Raw genomic sequence first — 18686 nt, forward strand, 5'->3', positions numbered from 1 at the left:
GCCGCGGCGCGGCTCGCGCAAGCCCGCGCGGTGGTGGCGGCCGGCTCGTCGGCGCAGCTGCCGCAGCTGACGCTCGGCACGCGCGATGCACGCCAGCGCATCTCGGCCAACCGGCCGCTGACCAACTACAACTCGACCAACTTCTCGACGATCCAGAACGACTTCACGCTGTCGCTCGCGGCCAGCTACGAGGTCGACCTGGCGGGCCGCGTGCAGCGTTCGGTGGAAGGTGCGCGCGCGTCGGCCGAGCAGTCGGCGGCCGACTTCGAGAACACGCGGCTGCTGCTGACGGCCGAGCTCGCCGTCGACTACTTCAGCCTGCGCGCGCTCGACACCGAACTCGACGTGCTGACGCGCTCGATCGCGTTGCAGCGGCGCTCGCTCGAGCTGGTGACGGCGCGCCGCGACCTGGGCGCGGCCTCGGGCCTCGACGTGGCGCAGCAGCAGGCGCTGCTCGACACCACGCTGACGCAGGTTGACGTGCTGCGCCGGCAGCGCGCGCAGTTCGAGCATGCGATCGCGACGCTGACCGGCACGCCGGCACCGCTGTTCTCGCTGGCGCCCGAGGTCAAGGTGTTCGAGCCGCCGGCGATTCCGCTGGGCGTGCCGTCGGACGTGCTGCAGCGCCGGCCCGACGTGGCGGCGGCCGAGCGCGCGATGGCGGCGGCGAACGCGCAGATCGGCGTCGCGAGCGCGGCGTTCTACCCGAGCGTGCTGCTCGGGCCGTCGGTCGGCTACGAGAGCCGCGATCTGTCGACGCTGTTCAATGCGCCGAGCCTGCTGTGGTCGATCGGCGTGTCGGCGACGCAATCGATCTTCGATGGCGGGCGGGTGCGCGCGAATGTCGATTTCGCGAAGGCCGGCTACGACGTGACGGTGGCCAACTACCGGCGTGTCGTGCTGACCGCGATGCAGGAGGTCGAAGACGGCATCACCGGCCTGGCCGCGCTGGACCGCGCGAGCGCGCAGGCCCAGACCGCGGTGGCTTCCGCCCGGCGGGTGCTCGACATGGCGACCAGCCGCTACGAAGGCGGCGCGTCGACCTACTTCGACGTGATCACCGCGCAGCAATCGCTGCTGACCAGCGAGCGCCAGGCGGCTCAGCTGCTGGGGCAGCGTCAGCTGAGCTCGGTGTTTCTGGTGAAGGCGCTGGGTGGGGACTGGCAGGGCGGGGTGCGGGCCGCGGGCGGCTGAATCAGAGGCGGCACATCGCGCCGGTCGTCGATTCCGGCACCGGCACTTCGGTGCGGGAAGAGGGTGCCGACAGTTCGAAAAGCTGCGGCTCGCAGACGCCCTTGTCGATCGTCAACAGGAATTCGTACTCCCGGCCCGGCTTCAGATCGAGTCGGGTGACGCCGGCACAGTTGGTGAGGGCTGCCTGGTAGCGAACGAAGAAGGGCTTGCCGACGGCCACCTGGTGTTCGGCATGCAGGTGCTGAGGGACGGTGGCCGGGACCGACATCGAGGCCCGCAGGTTGTAGAGACGTCGCCCACTCTGGAAGTCACCCGAGACCGAGGGATGGAACCATCCGAGCAGGTACTCGCTGGACGCACTGCAGCTTTGTTCCGGGACACGGCCGATGCCGATGTTCGTGGCATAGACGGACTTCACCGCGACTCTCAGCTTGGCGCTCTCCGTTCCGGCCGGCAGCGGCGGAGGCGGCGGTTGCATCGCGCATGCCGACACAAGAACGAGCATCACTGCCGCCATGGCGATCCTGGTCATCTCCGAACCCTCCTCTGTTTGATGAGACGGGATGTTAAGGGCCATCCTGGGTCGGGCATCGGACATTCGACCGATGCCGCTGCCGCCCTGATCCGGGAACAGTACGGGACTCGATTCCACCGGAGTTCCCTGATGTTCCTCACCTTGTCCTCTTCCCTCTCTTCCACCGTCCTGCCGCGCATGGCGTCGGCACTCGCCCTGGTGGGCGGCCTGCTGCTGGCCGGCAGCGCGTCGGCCGCCGACCCCAGCGTGCACATTCGCGGCGAAGTCGTCGCGGTGCGCGACCACCAGCTCGACATCAAGGGCCGCAACGGCGCGGTCACCACCGTGCAACTGCCCGATGGCTACCAGGTCATGGACGTCTCGAAGACCAGCCTCGCCGCGGTCAGCGAGAACAGCTACCTCGGCATTGCCGCGGCGCCTGCCGCCGGCGGCAAGGTCCGTGCGCTCGGCGTGATGGTGTTCCCCGAAGGCGCGCGCGGCCTCAACGAAGGCCATTTCCCGTGGGACATCGCCAAGCGCAGCACGATGACGAACGCCACCGTCGCGAAGCTGGTGAAGAAGGGCGGCACCAGCGAGCTGGAAATGCGCTTCGGCGACAAGACCCAGTCCGTGCTGGTCGACAACGCCACCGTGTTCGGCCAGTTCGTGCCGGGCCAGCCGTCGCTGGTGGTGACCGGCGCCAAGGTGATGGTGATCGGCCAGCCGAACGAAGGCGCTCCGGCGACTGCACGCATCGTGCTGGTCGGCCGCGACGGCTTCATCCCGCCGATCTGAGCGTCGACACCCGCAGGACCTCGACACCATGAGCACGCCGGACCCCGGCCTGCCGCCCCGCTGGGTCCGTGCGACGCACTGGATCCACGTGGCGAGCTTCTTCACGCTGCTGGCCAGTGGCTGGCAGATCTATGCGGCCGATCCGTTCTGGGTGCCGGCGTTCCCCGAATGGGCGACGCTCGGCGGCTCGCTGCCCGGCGCCTTGCAATGGCACTTCGCCGCGATGTGGGTGTTCGTCGCGAACGGGCTGGTGGCCGTGGTCACGCTGGTCGCCAGCGGCCGCCTGCGCCGGCTCTACCTGTCGGTGAGCCGGGCGTCCTTCAGGGCCGACGTGAAGCGCTTCGTGCGCAACCCGCTCGACCATGGTGAGGGCGGCCGCAACGCGATCCAGAAGCTCGCCTATCTGGGCGTGCTGGTGGTGCTGGCGCTGGAGGTGGCCTCGGGCCTCAGCCTGTGGAAGCCGGTGCAGTTCCAGGCGCTGTCGGCTTTGCTCGGCGGCTACGAGATGACGCGCCGCATCCACTTCACCGGCATGGCGCTGCTGGCCTGCTTCGTCGCCGGGCACGTGGCGCTCGCGCTGGCCTCGCCGCAGCTGCTGCTGCCGATGCTGGGCCTGCGGCGCAAGACGCGAGAGGAGACCCGATGAAACGCCTACCCACCCATGAAGCCGCCGCCATGCGCCTGCTGTCGCGAGAGTTGCAGGCCCGTGGCATCGGGCTCGACCGGCGCACCTGGTTGCGCTTGGGCGTGGCCGGCGGCGCGTCGGCCTTGCTGGCCGGCTGCGACGTGACCGACACCGAGGGCATGCAGGCCGTGCTGCGGCGCATCTCGCGCTTCAACGACGGTGCCCAGGCCGCACTGCTGCGCCCCGGCCTGCGCGCTCCCGAATACACGCCGTCGCAACTGACGAAGCCGTTCCGCTTCAACGCGTTCTACTCGGAAGCCTCGGTGCCCGAGATCGACGAGGCGACCTGGCGGCTGGAGGTGGGCGGCCGCGTGCAGCACGCGGCCGCGTGGACGCTCGGCGAGATCCGCGCGCTGCCGGTCGTCACCGAGATCACGCGGCTGATCTGCATCGAAGGCTGGAGCGCGATCGGGCAGTGGAGCGGCGTGCCGCTGTCGCACTTCCTGCGCCGCGTCGGGGCCGACCTGTCGGCACGCTACGTCGCGTTGCGCTGCGCCGACGGCTACTACACCAGCATCGACATGGAGAGCGCGATGCACCCGCAGACGCTGCTGGCGCATGGCTTCGCCGGGGCGACGCGGCTACCGGACGAGTTCGGCTTTCCGCTGCGCCTGCGCATACCGATCAAGCTCGGCTTCAAGAACCCGAAGCACCTGGTCGGCCTCGCGGTCACCAACGAGTTCAGCAGCGGCTACTGGGAAGACCTGCATGGCTACAACTGGTTCGGGGGGCTGTGACGCGCTGAACAGGGCTTGCTTCGCCGTCAGGTGCGCCGCGCCGTCAGCCACCGGCCGGACGGCAGGGCTTCGGCCACCACGCGCACTTCACCGATGTTGCCGAAGAAGCCGTCGGCACGATCGCCGTCCCAGGAGCCGGCGCCGACCACCCAGGGCGAGCCGGCGGACAACGTGGCCAGGCCGGGCACGTTGCTGGTGTTGCGCAGCACCGGCGCACCTTCGACGTACATCACGGTGTCGTGCGTCGCGGGGTCGTTGACGATCGCGATGTGCACCCAGGTGCCCGCAATGATCTCGCCCGACCAGCTGGCATCGCCTGCGCGTGCGCCGGTGACGTCGGGCACGACCTCCCACTGCACCTCCCGCAGGCTGGAGATCGCGAACAGCAACGGCGGGGATTCCGGATCGCCGCCGTCGAAGCCGGACAGATCGCCGCGCTTGCCGTCGCGCGTCATGATGTTCATCCAGGCGTGCTTCGACTTGTCCCAGGCCTTGTCGATCTTGATGAAGGCTTCGATGGTGTAACCGGTGGCGGCGAAGGTGAGTGCATTGATGGCGGCCGTCGTGTCGGTCAGGAAGTAGCTCATGCGCGGCGTGTTCTTGTTGGTGTTCAGGAACGCCACCGAGCCCGGCGCGGCCGACAGGCGGTGGTGGTCGCTGCTCCACACGAGGTCCGCCGCCTCCGCGCCGACGATCACGCTGCTGTTGAGCGCATCGCGCTGCAGCGGGTTGGCGCCTGTCACGTCGGCGATCCGGGTGCCGGGTGCCACGGCCGCACCCTCGGTGCCGCCGAAGAAGCGCCAGTGCGCGACGGTGGAAGCCACCTTGGGGTAGTCGTCGGTGTCCCTGGCCGCCAGCTGGGCCGGGGCGGCCGGCTCGTCGTAGCCCTTCAGGACCAGCGCCTTGGCCTGCTCCACCAGCGACGATGCCACCGTGGCCTGGCCGCTGCCGAAGCCCGGGTTGAAGCGGGCGAAGCGCTTCGCGAAATCCATGCCGATGGTGAAGCTGTGGTTGGGCTCGGTCAGCACGGCCTGGTCGAAGGCGTTCAGCGTGTCCGCCGGCTTCATCGGCACCCAGGGCGAGAACGACAGCACCTGGATCTGCTTGTTCGTGAGGTCGAACTCGTAGAGCCGCATCAGGCCGTTGCCGCCCTGGTAGGCCATCTGGTAGTCCACCACCATCTCCTCGACCGCGTTGCCGAAGTCGTTGGTCTTGGTCAGGTGGGCGCCACCATGGTGGTGGCCGTTGAGCGTCATGAAGATCTGGTCGTTGTCGCGGATCAGCTTCTCCCACAGCATCTTGCCGTAGCCGGTCTCCAGCGGGCTCACGGCGTCCGGCGCGATGTTCAGCAACTGGTGGTTGACCAGGATGACCGGCAGCGTGGGGTGGCTCGCGATCACGCCGCGCGCCCAGGCGATGCCGGCGTCCGAAATGCGCCAGGACAGCGACAGCACCAGGAACTGCTGCTCCTGCGCCTTGAAGACGTGGTACTCGTGGAAGCCGGTGCCGTCGCGTTCGCCGAAGGTGGATTGGCGCCTGGCACGCTTCGCGCCGAACCATTGCAGGTAGGGCTCGTTGGCCAGCACGCGCTGGGTGTCGGTTCCGGTCGTGGGGCTCGCGTCGTAGTCGACGTCATTCAGCACGTCGTGGTTGCCCGCCAGGATCGAGTACGGCACCTTGGCCACTTCCAGCACCTGCATGGCCGTGTCGGCCACCTTCCACTGCTCGGGCTTGCCGACCTGGTCGACCACGTCGCCCAGGTGGATGACGAAGGGAATGTTGAGCCGTTGCGCGTTGTCGGCGATCCACCGGGTCTGCGCGTAGTACGGTTCGCTACCGTAATGGCGCTCGTACTGGCTGCTCTCCGTGGACGTGGCGTAGCGTGAATAGAACTGGGTGTCGGGCAACACCGCCAGCGCAAAGCTGGAGATGCTGGTGGACGCGGGTGCATTGTCATCGTCGCCACCACCGCAAGCGGCCAGCAAGCCGCCTGTGGCCACCGTGGAAGCGGACGCGAGGCTCATCTTGAGCAGGCGGCGGCGCTGGATCGAGGGGTACTTCTTCATGGAATCCACTCTAGGGGCGCCATGTGCAATCGCCGTGACAGTTCGACGATCGCGCGCGCGCAACAACGGTTCACGGCGGTGTCACGAGGGCTTCCTACGATCCATCCCTTTTCGCGAAGGAATCCATCGTGCCCGTGTCCCATCGGATCAAGCTTCTGTCGTTGTTGTTGGGAAGCGTCTCCCTGATCTACGCCTGCGGCGGTGATGGCGACAGCGGCAGCACCAGCGCCATCGACGAGCCGGCCGGCAAGTGGACGGCCGGCGACCTGCACGTGCACACCGTGCAATCCGATGATTCGCGCACGACGCAGACCCTGGACTTCGTGCTGAAGAAGGCCTTCGCCACCTACAAGCTGGACTGGATGGCACTGACCAACCACCTGCGTTCGTCAAAGTACGACAACGATGGCACGCTGCTGGCCACACCGGTTCCGTTCGCGTACGGGATGGCGTCGTACGAGATCCCGCGCGTCAAGGCGCTGCAGGCCGGCGGCACCTATGGCGACAAGCTGATCTTCTCGGGCTTCGAATGGGACATGCCCACCCACGATCACCTGGGCGTCGCATTGTTCGAAGCTGCGCCGACGCTGCAGGCGTCGACCGGCGGCGCGAAGGAGTTCCAGTACGCCTTCACGACGCTGGCGGAGTCCCAGTTCGATCCCGCCGACGTGGCCGTCTGGAAGGCGAAGTACCCGCAGCGCTTCAACAGCACGGCCTCGGACGCGCTGCAGGCGATCTCGTGGCTGAAGACGAACTACCCCGCGACCAGCTTCGCGACCCTCAACCACCCGTCGCGCAACCCCGGCAAGTACACGATCGGCGACCTGCGCCAGATGAACGACCTGGCACCGGACATCCTGTTCATGATCGAAGGCATGGTCGGCAACCAGATGGAGCCGAACCGGGGCGGCTACACCTCGGCCTATGTGGCCGAGAACGCGCCGAACCGCACCTACGGCGGTGTCGATGCCATCGTGGCCCAGGTGGGCGGCACGTGGGATGCCTTGCTGGGCGAAGGCCGGCGCATCTGGAACATCGCCGACTCCGATTCGCACTTCGAGATCGACGCGGCCAGCAACAGCAGCGGCTACTACCCGGGCGAGTATTCGAAGAACCACGTCTGGGTGGCCGAGGGCCAGGCCGGCGTCGGCGGGCTGACGAAGAGCCTGCGCGACGGCCGCATGTTCGGCGTGTTCGGCGACCTGATCGACGCGCTGGATTTCCGCGTCAGCGGGTCGACCGGCAAGGGCTTCATGGGCCAGGAAATCAAGGTGCCCGCCGGCGAGCGCGTGACGGTCACGATCCGCTTCAAGAGCCCCGCCCTGAACAACTACCAGAAGCCGGTGGACAGCGGCACGCCCGGCAACATGAAGCCGGTCGTCGACCATGTCGACCTGATCGTCGGCGACGTGACGGGCAAGGCGCTGCCGGGCACGCCCGCCTATGGCGTGGCGACGAATGCCTCGACCCAGGTGCTGCGCCGCTTCACGGCGGCCGACTGGAAGGCCGAGGCCGACGGCTACGTCTCGGTCAGCCTTTCGGTCGAGGCGAAGAAGAGCCAGTACTTCCGCCTGCGCGGCACCAACCTGGCCCCGGACACGGCAGGGCTGACCGCCGGCGGCGAGCCGCTGGCCGATCAGCAGACCACCGGCGCCGACAACACGGCCCGCGTCAACGCCATCAACGACCGCAACTACGGCAGCCTGTGGTTCTATTCGAACCCGGTCTTCGTGACGGTCACGCCGTAGGCGTGCCGCTGTCGCACCTGCACGGCTACAACGGGTTCGGGGGGCGCTGAGCGAGCCAGGCGCGCAGCGCGGGGTCGCGCACCTCCAGCACGTCGAACAGCCCGACCGCACGCAGCGCCGGCAGCGCTTCGGCGATGTGGGCCTCCGCCGTCGCGCGCTGCGCGGTGCTCGAGGCCGGATCGCTCCACGTGCTTGCATTCGCGAGGAAGGCGGCGATCGTGCCCTTGCGGATGGGAACGCCGTTGAAGTCGCCGTGGTTGGCGGTGTCGGAAAGCACGTCGTCGGCTCGCATGTCGGTCTCCTGAAAGGGGGTGTGATGCGATTCTCGGCAACCGATCGTGGCGGCACTGCGGTAATCTGGCCAACCGATACTGTATTGACGCCAATGGCCTCCGCTTCGTTCGTGTCCTCGCTGCTCGATGCCGCCGACGGGCCGGCCCTGCTCGCCACCACGCTGCAAGGCGCCGATCCTCGCGTCACCGCGATGCATGCGCATGCGCGTGGCCAGCTGTTCGGCGCGATGCGCGGCCTGTTGTCGGTCGGCACCCGGCGCGGGCAGTGGGTGGTGCCGGCCATTCACGTGGTGTGGATTCCGCCGCGCCAGCCGCACGCGCTGCGTTCGCATGGACCGTTCGCCGGCTGGAGCGTCTACCTCGCCGAACCGTTCTGTGCCGGGCTGCCCGAGGCGCCCTGCACGATGCGCGGCTCGGGGCTGCTGCGCGAGGCCGTGCTGCGCGCTGCCGGCTGGCCGGACGCCGCACGGCTCGACGACATCCAGCAGCGCCTGGCGACGGTGATCCACGACGAGATCCGGACGCTGCCGCGCGAAGCCTTCGGCCTGCCGCTGCCCCAGGACCGCCGCCTGCTGCGCATCGCCCGCGCGATCGGCGACCGTCCGGAGGACACGCGCTCGCTCGATGACTGGGCGGCCTGGGCCGGCATCGCACCGCGCACGCTGACGCGCCGCTTCGTCGCCGAGACGGGCTTTCATTTCAGTGCCTGGCGGCAGCGCGCGCGGCTGATGCGAGCGCTCGAACTGCTGGCCACGGGGATGCCGGTGACGATCGTCGCGCTCGAGCTCGGTTACGGCAACCTCAGCGCCTTCATCGCGATGTTTCGCCGCGAGTTCGGCACGACGCCGGGGCGCTACTTCAACGCCTGAGCGGCACGCGGCTCAAGGCAGCTCGTCGACGTTCTTCGGCCAGCTCGCCTTCAGCAGCCGCGACAGCGCGCGGTCGGCCAGCAGCTTGCCGCCGGTCTGGCAGCGCGCGCAGTAGTTGGTCTCGTTGTCGGCATGCACGATGCGCTGCACCGGGGTGCCGCACACCGGGCAGGGCTGGCCGTAGCGGCCGTGCACCGCCATCTGCGGGTGGAACGCGGTGACCTTCTCCGGCCAGTCGCCGGCCTCGGCGCGCAGCCGTTCGGTCCATTCGGCGAGCACCGCGCGCGTCGCGTCGAAGAGCTGGGCGACCTGCGCCGGCTGCATCGCCTTCGACAGCAGGATCGGCGACAGCTTCGCGCGGTGCAGGATCTCGTCGGAGTACGCGTTGCCGATGCCGCTGAACAGCCGTGGGTCGGTCAGCTGGCGCTTCAGCGTGTGGTTCTCGCGCAGCAGGCGCTCGCTGAAGGTGGCGAGGTCGGCGGTCATCACGTCGATGCCGCCGGGGTCCATCGCCTGCAGCGCGGCACGGTCGGCCACCACATGCAGCGACGCACGGCGCTGGCTGCCGGCCTCGGTGAGCACCAGGCTGCCGCTGTCGAACTCGAACACCGCGAGGCTGATCTTCCCCGGTGGCTTGCCGCCCGGTGGCAGCCAGCGCAGCCGGCCGGCGATCATCAGGTGAATGACGAGGAAGAGGCCGTTGTCCAGCGCCAGCACGACCCGCTTGCCCAGCCGCTCGATGCCGGCCACGGTGCGGCCCTCGGCCTGCGACAGCGGCGGCACTGCGCTGCGCAGCAGGAACGGGTGCAGCACCTTCACGCGCAGAAGTGCGCGGCCCTGCACCTTGTCGGCCAGGCGTTCGGTGTAGACGGCGATGTCGGGCAACTCCGGCATCGCGCGAGTGTGCCAGCGCCGTCAGCCGGATCGCCGGAAGCCTTCGTAGGCAAAGGCCCCCGCGATCCGGTCGCAGTCCGCCGGCGACACCCCCGCCTCGCGCGCGGTCGCGAACCAGCTGCTGCGCACCTGCGACTCCATCTCGTCGACGATGCGTTGCGCCTGCGCGGGCTGCAGCAGGAAGCGCGCGCACTGCGACAGCAGGTTGCCGGCGTTCGCGAAGCGGCCCGCGTCGCCGCAAGCCATCGCGAGGTCGCGGCGCTCGATGCTGACCGGCACGGCGGGCGTCAGGTCGTAGGCCGGCGACAGCTGCCACGCCTGCCCCCTGGCGATCAACGCGTGGTTGCGCGGGTGATCGTCGGTGTTGGAGATCAGCGCGTTGAAGCACATGCGCCGGAACAGCTCGGCGGCATTGGCCTGCGGCTCGCTGCACGCTCGACGCAACTCCTCGGCGAGCTGCACATACGACCATCGATCACGCGACTGGAAGGTGTCTTCCGCGCGCAGCATCGTCAGCGCACTGACCATGCGGGCGCGCAGGTAGCCGCCGGGCACTTTCTCGCGGTCGAAGCGGCGCACCAGCAACACGTCGCGGCCGGCGATCTCGACGACGCGGCTGTCGGCCGTCGTCAGGCCGCAGCGGCGCGCCAGCGTCAGCATCGCGTGCTCGACGCGGGCGCTGTTCCAGGCATCCGTCGCCGCGTTGAACTTCGCGATCCACAGTCCCGACGCGTCCTCCACCACCGCCTTCGGCCGCGCGCCGCCCATCGAGGTGCCGACGAGCAGCAGGTTCGACACCTGCTCGGTCACGGCATCGGCCGGGCGTGCGTCGTCGGCGACGACTGCGTCGGCCGTGGCCTGCAGGCGGGCCAGGTCCAGCGTCTGGTTGAAGCTGCGTTTCGGTGCCGGCGGCGCCTGGTTGAGGCCGAAGCCCAGGGCGCCGGCCCGGTCGTCGGGCGCGTGCAGCAGGTAGGCCAGTTCACCGGGCTGCGGCTGCCCGAGATGCCGCTGGATGACGCGGCGGCCCCAATGGTCGGGACTCGCATCGCGCAGCGCGCCGAAGACGCCGTTCAGCGCGTTCGTCGTGTGGGTGCGCTCGCCGAGCTTGAGTTCCACCGGGTCGATGGGCACCGCATCCGCCCGCGCGAGGTAGCTGCGCCCGTAGACGAAGCGCCCCTCGGGCACGCCATGCCGGTCGACGTTCAACGCGAACCGGCCACAGGTGACAGGCTCGGTCGCACCGGGCAACGTGATGTAGACGAAGCACTCGCCCGACGGCTCAGAAGTCATTGCTCAGGCCGGTCTTCACACGGGCGCGCTCGCGCTCGGACGAACGGGCGAGGGCCTGGCCTTCGGCGTCGCGCTCGGGCGTGGCCACCTCGTCGAGCTGGCGCAGCAGGTCCAGTGCCCACAGCATGGCCGCATAGGTCGCGACCGAGGCCGACGGCTTGCCGCGCTCGGCGTCGGCCACCGCCCGGCGGCCGACGCCGATCTTCCCGGCCAGCTGGTCGAGGGTCCAGTTGCGGCGAAGACGGGCCGTGCGCAGGTCGGTGCCCAGCCGCCTGAGAGACTGCTCGACGGCATGGGGTGGCGCGGCAAGAAGCGGATTGCGGGCTGTCATGGGCCGGTAAAGGTAGCACGCCCTTCGGTGGCCCGGCAAGAGAATGTAATCTCAAGAGCACTTTATCGACGAAAACGTGCGTTCAAGTGAACGTGCAGCCTCACCGTCTGACGCCGTGCCCGGCCGATGAGGGACAATGCGCCCCTCGCGCCGCCCGCAGGCTGCGCCCCTCCCGCGAGTCCCCTACCCGATGTCCTCCGAGCTGACCCCGCAGGTGCGCCGCCGCCGCACCTTCGCCATCATTTCCCACCCCGACGCCGGCAAGACCACGCTGACGGAGAAGCTGCTGCTGTTCTCCGGCGCGATCCAGATCGCCGGCTCGGTGAAGGCGCGCAAGGCCTCGCGGCATGCCACGTCCGACTGGATGGAGATCGAGAAGCAGCGCGGCATCTCGGTCGCGAGCTCGGTGATGCAGATGGAGTACCGCGACTGCGTCATCAACCTGCTCGACACGCCGGGCCACCAGGACTTCTCCGAAGACACCTACCGCGTGCTGACCGCGGTCGACGCGGCGCTGATGGTGATCGACGCAGCCAACGGCGTCGAGCCGCAGACGCGCCGGCTGCTGCAGGTCTGCCGCGCGCGCAACACGCCGATCCTCACCTTCGTCAACAAGATGGACCGCGAGGTGCAGGAGCCGCTGGTGCTGATGGACGAGATCGAGCGCGAGCTGGGCATGGGCGTCGTGCCCTTCACGTGGCCGGTCGGCATGGGCAAGCAGTTCCACGGCGTGATGGACCTGCGCGAGGAACAGATGCGCGTCTTCAGCCCCGGCGAGGACCGACACCACAACGATGACGAGATCCTGTCCGGCCTCGACAACCCGGCCTATGCCGAGCGCTTCGGTATGCAGTACGAGCAGGCGCACGGCGAGATCGAACTGGTGCGCGAGGCGGCACCGGCCTTCGACAAGGCCGCCTTCCTGGCCGGCCACCAGACGCCGATGTTCTTCGGCTCGGCCGTCAACAATTTCGGCGTGCGCGAGGTGCTCGATGCGCTGGTCGACCTGGCGCCCCCGCCCGGCCCGCGCCAGGCCACGCAGCGCCTGGTCCAGCCCGACGAGAAGAAGTTCACCGGCGTGGTCTTCAAGATCCAGGCCAACATGGACCCGGCGCACCGCGACCGCATCGCGTTCGTGCGCGTGGCCAGCGGGCACTTCGAGCGTGGCATGCGGCTGAAGGTGGGCCGCTCGGGCAAGGAGCTGCGGCCCAACACCGTCGTGAGTTTCCTGTCGCAGCGCCGCGAGCTGCTCGACGAGGCCTTTGCCGGCGACATCATCGGCATCCCGAACCACGGCGTGCTGCAGCTCGGCGACACGCTGACCGAAGGCGAGAACCTGCTCTACACCGGGCTGCCGTTCTTCGCGCCTGAAATGTTCCGCAGCGTCGAGGTGGCCGACCCGCTGCGCACCAAGCAGCTGAAGGCCGGCCTGCAGCAGCTCGGCGAAGAGGGCGCGATCCAGGTGTTCCGCCCGGTGGCGGGCTCGGTGCTGCTGCTGGGCGCGGTCGGCCAGCTGCAGTTCGAGGTGGTCGCGCACCGGCTGGAGCATGAGTACGGCGTGAAGGCGCGCATCCAGCCGAGCCGCTTCCAGGTGGCGCGCTGGGTGACCTGCGACGAGGCCGACGGCGGCGAGCGCGAGCTGAAGCGCTTCATCGACGGCAACGACCACCGCGTGGCCTACGACGCGGTCGATGCGCCGACGGTGCTGGTCGAGTACGCGCCGGAGCTGCGCGCGATCGAGGCCAACTGGCCGAAGATCAAGTTCCACGCGCTGCGCGAGCACGCAGGCCTGGTGTTCCAGAAGAAACTCGACGGCTAGCAGACTCTCAACCCCGGAGGCCCGCATGATCGCCAGCTCGCTTGTTGCCGCCCTGCATTTCATCGCCGCGTTCGGCATCGCCGCGACGCTGTTCCTCGAATGGCTCACGTTCAGCCGCACGCCGACGCTCGCCGAGGCCAGGCGCATCGCGCTGGCCGATCGCTGGTACGGGCTGTTCGCGATGTTGCTGCTGGTGGTCGGCTTCGTGCGTGCGGCGCACTTCGAGAAGGGCTGGTCGTTCTATGCGCACAGCCCGTTCTTCCACCTGAAGCTGACGCTGTTCGTGCTGGTCGGGCTGCTGTCGATCTACCCGACGGTGCGCTTCATCCGCTGGGCGCCGGCGTTGAAAGCCGGGCGCGCGCCGGAGATCAGCGACCGCGAGCACACGCTGATCTCGCGCCTGCTGGGCGCGCAGATGGCGCTGCTGGTGCTGATCGTCATCTCTGCGTCATTGATGGCGCATGGGGTCGGTCTCTAGGCCTCTAGAATCCGCGCGCGGCCACACGCCGAGCAGACACGGGTCGCCGTTCAGGGCCCGGCTGTGGGGCACCCCCATGGCATCGAATCGATCTTGGCATCCGCGGTGCAAGAGGGTGTGCGCTGACGCGCACGTCTTCTTGGCACGGGACCGGCAGGTCGGCGTGTGTGTCCGCATCTGAACATGCATGCTCACCGCCATCGCCATCTGAATGCCCTTGCGTTGGCCCGTGCGCTGTGGGCGGGCCCGCAGGCGCGCACGTCGCTGCGCGCGCGTGCCGCCCACGCGCTCGGACACGAGCCGGCTTGGTTGACTCTGCTACTCGATGAACTGCGGCCCGTGTCCGAAGCCACGTGGCAGCGCCAGAGCGTCGAAGACCTGGCCGATCGCCTCGAGCGCACCGACACCTTCGCCGACGCGGTGCGGACCACACCCAGGCCTTTCGTGCGGCGATGGATCCTGCGCGCCTCGCGCATGCACCCGGCCCCGCTGGGCCTGGAGGGCCTCGGCCAGCCGCCGCTGCCGCACAGTGCCGCCATCGCCGCATGGCTGGGCATCACGCTCGACGACCTCGACTGGTTCACGCACGACCGCCGCCACCTGCTGCCCTTGCAGTCCCAGCACTACGGCTTCACGCTGCAGCCCAAGCGCAGCGGCGGTGGCCGGCTGATCGAATCCCCGCGCAGCCGGCTCAAGGCCTTGCAGGGTCGTGTGCTGCACGACCTGCTCGACAAGGTGCCGGTGCACGAGGCCTGCCACGGCTTCGTGACCGGCCGCTCGGTGCTGACGCACGCACGGCTGCACACCGGCCAGCCGGTGGTGATGCATTTCGACCTGAAGAACTTCTTCGGCCGCATCCTGTCGTCGCAGGTCGCGGCGGTGTTCCACACGCTCGGCTACCCGCGCGGGGTCGCGCGCCAACTCGCGGCGCTGTGCACCGTCAGCACGCCCGAGCCGGTGATCGAGCGGCTGCGCGACGACGGCTGGGTCGACTGGCAAGACGCTCGTGCGTTGCGCCGCGCCCACCTGCCGCAGGGCGCGCCGAGCTCGCCGATGCTCGCCAACCTGTGCGCGTTCCAGCTCGACCTGCGGCTCGACGGCCTGGCCCATGTGCTCGGGGCGACCTACTCGCGCTACGCCGACGATCTGGTGCTGTCCGGCCCGGCGTCGCTGCGCAGCGCGTTCGACCGCATCGCCACCTGGGTCGGCCGCATCGCGCTCGAAGAGGGCTATGCGCTGAACCACCGCAAGACGCGCCTGGCGACGCAGGCGTCCGCCCAGCGCGTCTGCGGCGTTGTCGTCAACGAGCACCTGAACCTGCCGCGTGCCGAGTTCGACCGGCTGCGCGCTGTGCTGCACCAGTGCGCGTTGCACGGCCCGGCGTCGCAGAACCGCGACGGCCATGCCGATTTCCGGGCGCACCTGTGGGGCCGCGTGCAATGGGCGACGCAGTTGAACCCGGCCAAGGCCGAGCGCCTGCAGGCGCGGTGGCAGCGCATAGACTGGTCGCCATGACCGCACCCACCGCGCCGACGCCGTCGCGCCTGTCGCTGTACCTGAGCCTGATCCGCTGGGACCGCCCCGCCGGCAGCTACCTGCTGCTGTGGCCGACGCTGTCGGCGCTGTGGATCGCAGCCGGCGGCTTTCCCGGCTGGCACCTGCTGGTCGTCTTCACGCTCGGCACCTTCCTGATGCGCAGCGCCGGCTGCGCCGTCAACGACGTCGCCGACCGCGATTTCGACAAGCACGTCAAACGCACCGCGCAGCGCCCGGTCACCAGCGGCGCAGTCAGCGTCAAAGAGGCGCTGCTGCTCGGTGCGGGGCTCGCGCTGGCCGCCTTCGGCCTGGTGCTGACCACCAATGCCGCCACCATCGCATGGAGCTTCGCCGCGCTGGCCGTCAGCATCTTCTATCCGTTCACGAAGCGCTTCTTCTCGATGCCGCAGGCGGTGCTGGGCGTCGCGTTCAGCTTCGGCATCCCGATGGCGTTCGCCGCGGTGCGCGGCGAGGTGCCGGCACTCGCCTGGGGGTTGCTGCTGGGCAACCTGTGCTGGGTGATCGCCTACGACACCGAGTACGCGATGGTCGACCGCGACGACGACCTGAAGATCGGCATCAAGACCTCGGCGATCACGCTCGGCCGCTTCGACGTGGCCGGCGTGATGGCGTTCTACGGCCTGTTCATCGCGAGCTGGTGCGTGCTCGGTGCGCAGCAGGGGCTGCGCTGGCCGTTCTTCGCCGGGCTGGCGGTGGCCGCCGGCATCGCCGGCTGGCACTGGACGCTGATCCGCACGCGCACGCGCGACGGCTGCTTCCGTGCCTTCCGGCTGAACCACTGGCTGGGCTTCGCGGTGTTCGCCGGGGTCGCCCTCCAGTCCTTGCTGTCGAGCGCCGCGCCGCCGCATGCCGGTTGATCAGGGATACAAGCCGCGTTCCTCGCGCGCAATCAGGATCCGCTCGCAGGCCACCGCGAAGGTCGCGGTGCGCAGCGTGATCTTGTGCTTCTCCGAGGTCTCGTAGATGTGGCGCAGCGCATCGACCATGATCTTGTCGAGCCGCACGTTGATCTCGTCCTCGCTCCAGAAGAAGCTGCTGAAATCCTGCACCCACTCGAAGTAGCTGACGGTCACGCCGCCGGCGTTGCAGATCACGTCGGGCACCACCAGGATGCCGCGGTCGTGCATCACGTCGTCGGCGTCGGGCAGCGTCGGGCCGTTCGCGCCTTCGAGCACCAGCTTGGCCTTCAGGCGGTTCGCACGCGCCGCGGTGATCTGGCCTTCGAGGGCCGCCGGGATCAGGATGTCGCAGTCGACGTCCCAGAAGGCCTCGTTGTCGATGCGCTCGGCGTTCTTGTAGTTGGCGATGCCGCCGTCGCGCTTCAGCACTTCCATCGTGTCGGCCATGTCGAAGCCGTTCGGGTTCACGAGCGTACCGGTGTGGTCCTGCACCGCGACCAGCTTGGCGCCGGCCTGCACGAACAGCTCGGCCGCCGAGCTGCCGACGTTGCCCATGCCCTGCACCGCCACGCGTGCGCCGTCGAGGTTCAGGTTGATGCGGCGCGCCGCCTCGCGGCCGGTCACGAACACGCCGCGGCCGGTGGCCTTCACGCGGCCGAGCGAGCCGCCCAGGTGGATCGGCTTGCCGGTGACGACGCCGGTCGCGGTGGAGCCGGTGTTCATCGAATACGTGTCCATCATCCAGGCCATGATCTGGCCGTTGGTGTTCACGTCGGGCGCCGGGATGTCGCGCTGCGGGCCGATGATGATGCCGATCTCGCTGGTGTAGCGGCGCGTCATGCGCTCCAGCTCCTTCATCGACAGCGCCTTCGGGTCGACCCGGATGCCGCCCTTGGCGCCACCGTACGGCAGGCCGACGCCGGCGCACTTGATCGTCATCCACGCGCTCAGCGCCATCACCTCCTCGAGCGTCACGTCGGGGTGGTAGCGCACGCCGCCCTTGCCCGGGCCGCGCGACAGGTTGTGCTGCACGCGGTAGCCCTCGAAGTGCCGCACCGTGCCGTTGTCGAGCTCGATCGGCACGTCGACGATCAGCGCGCGCTTCGGGCGCTTCAGCGTTTCGCCCCATTTGGCCAGCGATCCGAGGTAAGGGAGCACGCGGTCGACCTGCGACAGGTAGGTCTGCCAGGGACTATCGGCGTGCGGGGTGACATAGGACAGGTTGCTCATGCGGGTCTCCGTGGGGGAAGTCGTCATGCCCTGGCGCTGCGCAAACTCGTGGCCCACGCCGCCGGCATGGAGCGCGACTGTAGGCCCGCGGCGCCTGAATTTCTCACCGAAGCTCATGCCTCCTTTGCATGATGTGTTCCAGGCATCACATAGCTTGCGCCGCCTGAGGCACCGGAATCAACCGAATTCATCGCCCAGTTCACGCGCCCGCCGCTGCGCCGCCTTCACGGCCGACACGATCGCGCCGTGCACGTCGCTGCGTTCGAGCGAGGTGATCCCGGCGTAGGTGGTGCCGCCCTTGGACGTGACGCGCTCGCGCAACAGCGACGGCGCTTCGCCGGATTGCAAGGCCAGCGCCGACGCGCCCGCGAAGGTCGCCAGTGCCAGCTCGCGGCCCTGGTCGGCGCTCAGGCCCATGTCCTGCGCCGCCTTCATCATCGCCTCGACGAAATAGAACACGTAGGCCGGACCGGACCCGGACAGCGCGGTGACGGCGTCGAGGTCTTCCTCGCGCTCGACCCACAGCGTGCGGCCGGTGGGCGCGAGCAGGCGCTCGGCCTGCAGGCGTTCGTCGGCACCGACGGCCGGACGAGCAAACAGCCCGGCGATGCCCTGGCCGATCAGCGCGGGCGTGTTCGGCATCGAGCGCACGACGCGTTCGGTGCCGAGTGCGCGGGCGATGTCGCCGCTGCGGATGCCGGCCATCACGCTGAACTGCAATGCCGACGCGAGGTGCGTGGTGCACACGGCGGCGGCCTCCTTGAAGTTCTGCGGCTTGATCGCCCAGACCACGATGCCCGCGCGTTGCAGCACCGAGCCGGGGGCCTCGAGCGTGATCACGCCGAGTTCGCGCTGCAGCCGCGAGCGCTGCTCGGCATTCGGCTCCAGCACCAGGATGTCGCCGGGCGCGCGGCCGCTCTTGAGCAGTCCGCCGATGATGGCGCTGGCCATGTTGCCGCCGCCGATGAATGCAATGCTGTTCATGGGCCGCAGTGTAGGAGTTTCAGGCTCGCTTCAGCCGGCTGCCCACTGGCGCAACAGGCGTTCGGTGTCGCGCAAGGCGGGCTTGGCCAGCACGTGGAACGACAGCCGCCCGGGCGACGGCCAGCCGCGCGGATCGCGCCGCGTCAGCACGTCGAGATCGGCCGGGATCGCCGACTGGTTCAGGCAGCCGACGCCCCAACCGGCGCGCATCGCGGCGACCGCGCCGTGGCTGCCGGTGCAGCTGAGCTGCAGGTGGTACGGCCGCGTACTGCGGGCCAGCGCGGCCAGTGCCATCGCGCGCAC

General features: G+C 69.2%; 18 protein-coding genes and 1 pseudogene. 10 read left to right on the forward strand and 9 right to left on the reverse strand.

Annotated elements, in window-relative coordinates:
* A partial coding sequence (locus ACXJLU_RS28445) for an efflux transporter outer membrane subunit (protein ID WP_457336811.1) occupies window positions 1-1194 on the forward strand: 1194 nt, incomplete at its 5' end.
* A 1-nt stretch (window position 1195) separates the two neighbouring features.
* Here ACXJLU_RS28445 and ACXJLU_RS28450 read toward each other — a convergent pair.
* The gene (locus tag ACXJLU_RS28450; RefSeq protein ID WP_143171263.1) at window positions 1196-1726 is read right to left on the reverse strand and encodes a hypothetical protein; all 531 of its coding nucleotides are present in this window, start codon (window positions 1724-1726) and stop codon (window positions 1196-1198) included.
* Between the two features lie 132 nt (window positions 1727-1858).
* Between ACXJLU_RS28450 and ACXJLU_RS28455 the strand changes: the two genes are divergently transcribed.
* Genes ACXJLU_RS28455 through ACXJLU_RS28465 form a run of 3 tightly spaced genes read left to right on the forward strand, consistent with a single transcriptional unit; the run spans window position 1859 to window position 3925 of the window.
* Entirely contained in the window at window positions 1859-2503 is a 645-nt protein-coding gene (locus ACXJLU_RS28455; RefSeq protein WP_073462537.1) for a hypothetical protein, read from the forward strand.
* Window positions 2504-2531: 28 nt separating this feature from the next.
* Window positions 2532-3149, forward strand: coding sequence for a cytochrome b/b6 domain-containing protein (locus ACXJLU_RS28460; protein WP_457336814.1), 618 nt, complete (start codon window positions 2532-2534; stop codon window positions 3147-3149).
* The gene (locus ACXJLU_RS28465; protein WP_457336816.1) at window positions 3146-3925 is read left to right on the forward strand and encodes a molybdopterin-dependent oxidoreductase; all 780 of its coding nucleotides are present in this window, start codon (window positions 3146-3148) and stop codon (window positions 3923-3925) included. Before ACXJLU_RS28460 ends, ACXJLU_RS28465 begins: the two co-directional genes overlap by 4 nt.
* Before the next feature lie 26 nt (window positions 3926-3951).
* Here ACXJLU_RS28465 and ACXJLU_RS28470 read toward each other — a convergent pair whose 3' ends face one another.
* Entirely contained in the window at window positions 3952-5991 is a 2040-nt protein-coding gene (locus ACXJLU_RS28470; protein ID WP_457336818.1) for a LamG-like jellyroll fold domain-containing protein, read from the reverse strand.
* 128 nt (window positions 5992-6119) lie between these two features.
* Between ACXJLU_RS28470 and ACXJLU_RS28475 the strand changes: the two genes are divergently transcribed.
* Entirely contained in the window at window positions 6120-7739 is a 1620-nt protein-coding gene (locus ACXJLU_RS28475) for an S-layer protein (RefSeq protein WP_457336820.1), read from the forward strand.
* Window positions 7740-7764: 25 nt separating this feature from the next.
* Here ACXJLU_RS28475 and ACXJLU_RS28480 read toward each other — a convergent pair whose 3' ends face one another.
* On the reverse strand, window positions 7765-8031 hold the full coding sequence (locus ACXJLU_RS28480; protein WP_457336821.1) for a hypothetical protein: 267 nt from the start codon (window positions 8029-8031) through the stop codon (window positions 7765-7767).
* A 93-nt stretch (window positions 8032-8124) separates the two neighbouring features.
* Between ACXJLU_RS28480 and ACXJLU_RS28485 the strand changes: the two genes are divergently transcribed.
* A complete protein-coding gene (locus tag ACXJLU_RS28485) occupies window positions 8125-8901 on the forward strand; it encodes an AraC family transcriptional regulator (RefSeq protein WP_457336823.1) in 777 nt (258 codons plus the stop codon).
* Window positions 8902-8913: 12 nt separating this feature from the next.
* Here ACXJLU_RS28485 and ACXJLU_RS28490 read toward each other — a convergent pair whose 3' ends face one another.
* Genes ACXJLU_RS28490 through ACXJLU_RS28500 form a run of 3 tightly spaced genes read right to left on the reverse strand, consistent with a single transcriptional unit; the run spans window position 8914 to window position 11416 of the window.
* Window positions 8914-9795, reverse strand: coding sequence for an Fpg/Nei family DNA glycosylase (locus ACXJLU_RS28490; RefSeq protein ID WP_457336825.1), 882 nt, complete (start codon window positions 9793-9795; stop codon window positions 8914-8916).
* A 21-nt stretch (window positions 9796-9816) separates the two neighbouring features.
* Entirely contained in the window at window positions 9817-11085 is a 1269-nt protein-coding gene (locus ACXJLU_RS28495; RefSeq protein ID WP_457336827.1) for a type II toxin-antitoxin system HipA family toxin, read from the reverse strand.
* Window positions 11075-11416 carry a helix-turn-helix transcriptional regulator gene (locus ACXJLU_RS28500; RefSeq protein ID WP_457336829.1) on the reverse strand — a complete coding sequence of 114 codons (342 nt, stop codon included), beginning with the start codon at window positions 11414-11416 and terminating at the stop codon, window positions 11075-11077. The genes ACXJLU_RS28495 and ACXJLU_RS28500 overlap by 11 nt, the downstream gene beginning before the upstream one ends.
* Before the next feature lie 190 nt (window positions 11417-11606).
* On the opposite strand from ACXJLU_RS28500, the gene ACXJLU_RS28505 reads away from it, so the two are divergent.
* From ACXJLU_RS28505 to ubiA, 4 genes are all read left to right on the forward strand, one after another.
* Entirely contained in the window at window positions 11607-13235 is a 1629-nt protein-coding gene (locus ACXJLU_RS28505) for a peptide chain release factor 3 (RefSeq protein ID WP_073462531.1), read from the forward strand.
* 25 nt (window positions 13236-13260) lie between these two features.
* Entirely contained in the window at window positions 13261-13713 is a 453-nt protein-coding gene (locus ACXJLU_RS28510; RefSeq protein WP_457336831.1) for a DUF2214 family protein, read from the forward strand.
* A gap of 339 nt (window positions 13714-14052) precedes the next feature.
* Window positions 14053-15228: a reverse transcriptase family protein gene (locus tag ACXJLU_RS28515; RefSeq protein ID WP_457336833.1), complete on the forward strand. Its 1176-nt coding sequence runs from the start codon at window positions 14053-14055 to the stop codon at window positions 15226-15228.
* Window positions 15225-16127 (forward strand): 4-hydroxybenzoate octaprenyltransferase, encoded by a 903-nt coding sequence (gene ubiA, locus ACXJLU_RS28520; protein ID WP_457336835.1) that lies wholly within the window; start codon window positions 15225-15227, stop codon window positions 16125-16127. The genes ACXJLU_RS28515 and ubiA overlap by 4 nt, the downstream gene beginning before the upstream one ends.
* Here the strand turns inward: ubiA and ACXJLU_RS28525 are convergent, their stop codons facing one another.
* The 3 genes and pseudogenes from ACXJLU_RS28525 to ACXJLU_RS28535 all read right to left on the reverse strand — a co-directional run.
* The gene (locus tag ACXJLU_RS28525) at window positions 16128-17399 is read right to left on the reverse strand and encodes a Glu/Leu/Phe/Val family dehydrogenase (protein WP_235002047.1); all 1272 of its coding nucleotides are present in this window, start codon (window positions 17397-17399) and stop codon (window positions 16128-16130) included. It abuts the gene before it with no gap.
* A 177-nt stretch (window positions 17400-17576) separates the two neighbouring features.
* The gene (gene proC / locus ACXJLU_RS28530) at window positions 17577-18383 is read right to left on the reverse strand and encodes a pyrroline-5-carboxylate reductase (protein WP_457336837.1); all 807 of its coding nucleotides are present in this window, start codon (window positions 18381-18383) and stop codon (window positions 17577-17579) included.
* 30 nt (window positions 18384-18413) lie between these two features.
* Window positions 18414-18686: pseudogene (locus ACXJLU_RS28535) on the reverse strand (hypothetical protein); the annotation flags it as partial.

The organism is Rhizobacter sp. P5_C2 (assembly GCF_054049715.1).

Excerpts from the sequence above, each read along its gene's own strand:
- ACXJLU_RS28485 (WP_457336823.1), top strand. The coding sequence starts at position 8,125 with ATGGCCTCCGCTTCGTTCGTGTCCTCGCTGCTCGATGCCGCCGACGGG.
- proC (WP_457336837.1), bottom strand. The coding sequence starts at position 18,383 with ATGAACAGCATTGCATTCATCGGCGGCGGCAACATGGCCAGCGCCATC.
- ACXJLU_RS28495 (WP_457336827.1), bottom strand. The coding sequence starts at position 11,085 with ATGACTTCTGAGCCGTCGGGCGAGTGCTTCGTCTACATCACGTTGCCC.
- ubiA (WP_457336835.1), top strand. The coding sequence starts at position 15,225 with ATGACCGCACCCACCGCGCCGACGCCGTCGCGCCTGTCGCTGTACCTG.
- ACXJLU_RS28505 (WP_073462531.1), top strand. The coding sequence starts at position 11,607 with ATGTCCTCCGAGCTGACCCCGCAGGTGCGCCGCCGCCGCACCTTCGCC.
- ACXJLU_RS28480 (WP_457336821.1), bottom strand. The coding sequence starts at position 8,031 with ATGCGAGCCGACGACGTGCTTTCCGACACCGCCAACCACGGCGACTTC.
- ACXJLU_RS28455 (WP_073462537.1), top strand. The coding sequence starts at position 1,859 with ATGTTCCTCACCTTGTCCTCTTCCCTCTCTTCCACCGTCCTGCCGCGC.
- ACXJLU_RS28500 (WP_457336829.1), bottom strand. The coding sequence starts at position 11,416 with ATGACAGCCCGCAATCCGCTTCTTGCCGCGCCACCCCATGCCGTCGAG.
- ACXJLU_RS28460 (WP_457336814.1), top strand. The coding sequence starts at position 2,532 with ATGAGCACGCCGGACCCCGGCCTGCCGCCCCGCTGGGTCCGTGCGACG.
- ACXJLU_RS28465 (WP_457336816.1), top strand. The coding sequence starts at position 3,146 with ATGAAACGCCTACCCACCCATGAAGCCGCCGCCATGCGCCTGCTGTCG.
- ACXJLU_RS28510 (WP_457336831.1), top strand. The coding sequence starts at position 13,261 with ATGATCGCCAGCTCGCTTGTTGCCGCCCTGCATTTCATCGCCGCGTTC.
- ACXJLU_RS28450 (WP_143171263.1), bottom strand. The coding sequence starts at position 1,726 with ATGACCAGGATCGCCATGGCGGCAGTGATGCTCGTTCTTGTGTCGGCA.
- ACXJLU_RS28490 (WP_457336825.1), bottom strand. The coding sequence starts at position 9,795 with ATGCCGGAGTTGCCCGACATCGCCGTCTACACCGAACGCCTGGCCGAC.
- ACXJLU_RS28470 (WP_457336818.1), bottom strand. The coding sequence starts at position 5,991 with ATGAAGAAGTACCCCTCGATCCAGCGCCGCCGCCTGCTCAAGATGAGC.
- ACXJLU_RS28525 (WP_235002047.1), bottom strand. The coding sequence starts at position 17,399 with ATGAGCAACCTGTCCTATGTCACCCCGCACGCCGATAGTCCCTGGCAG.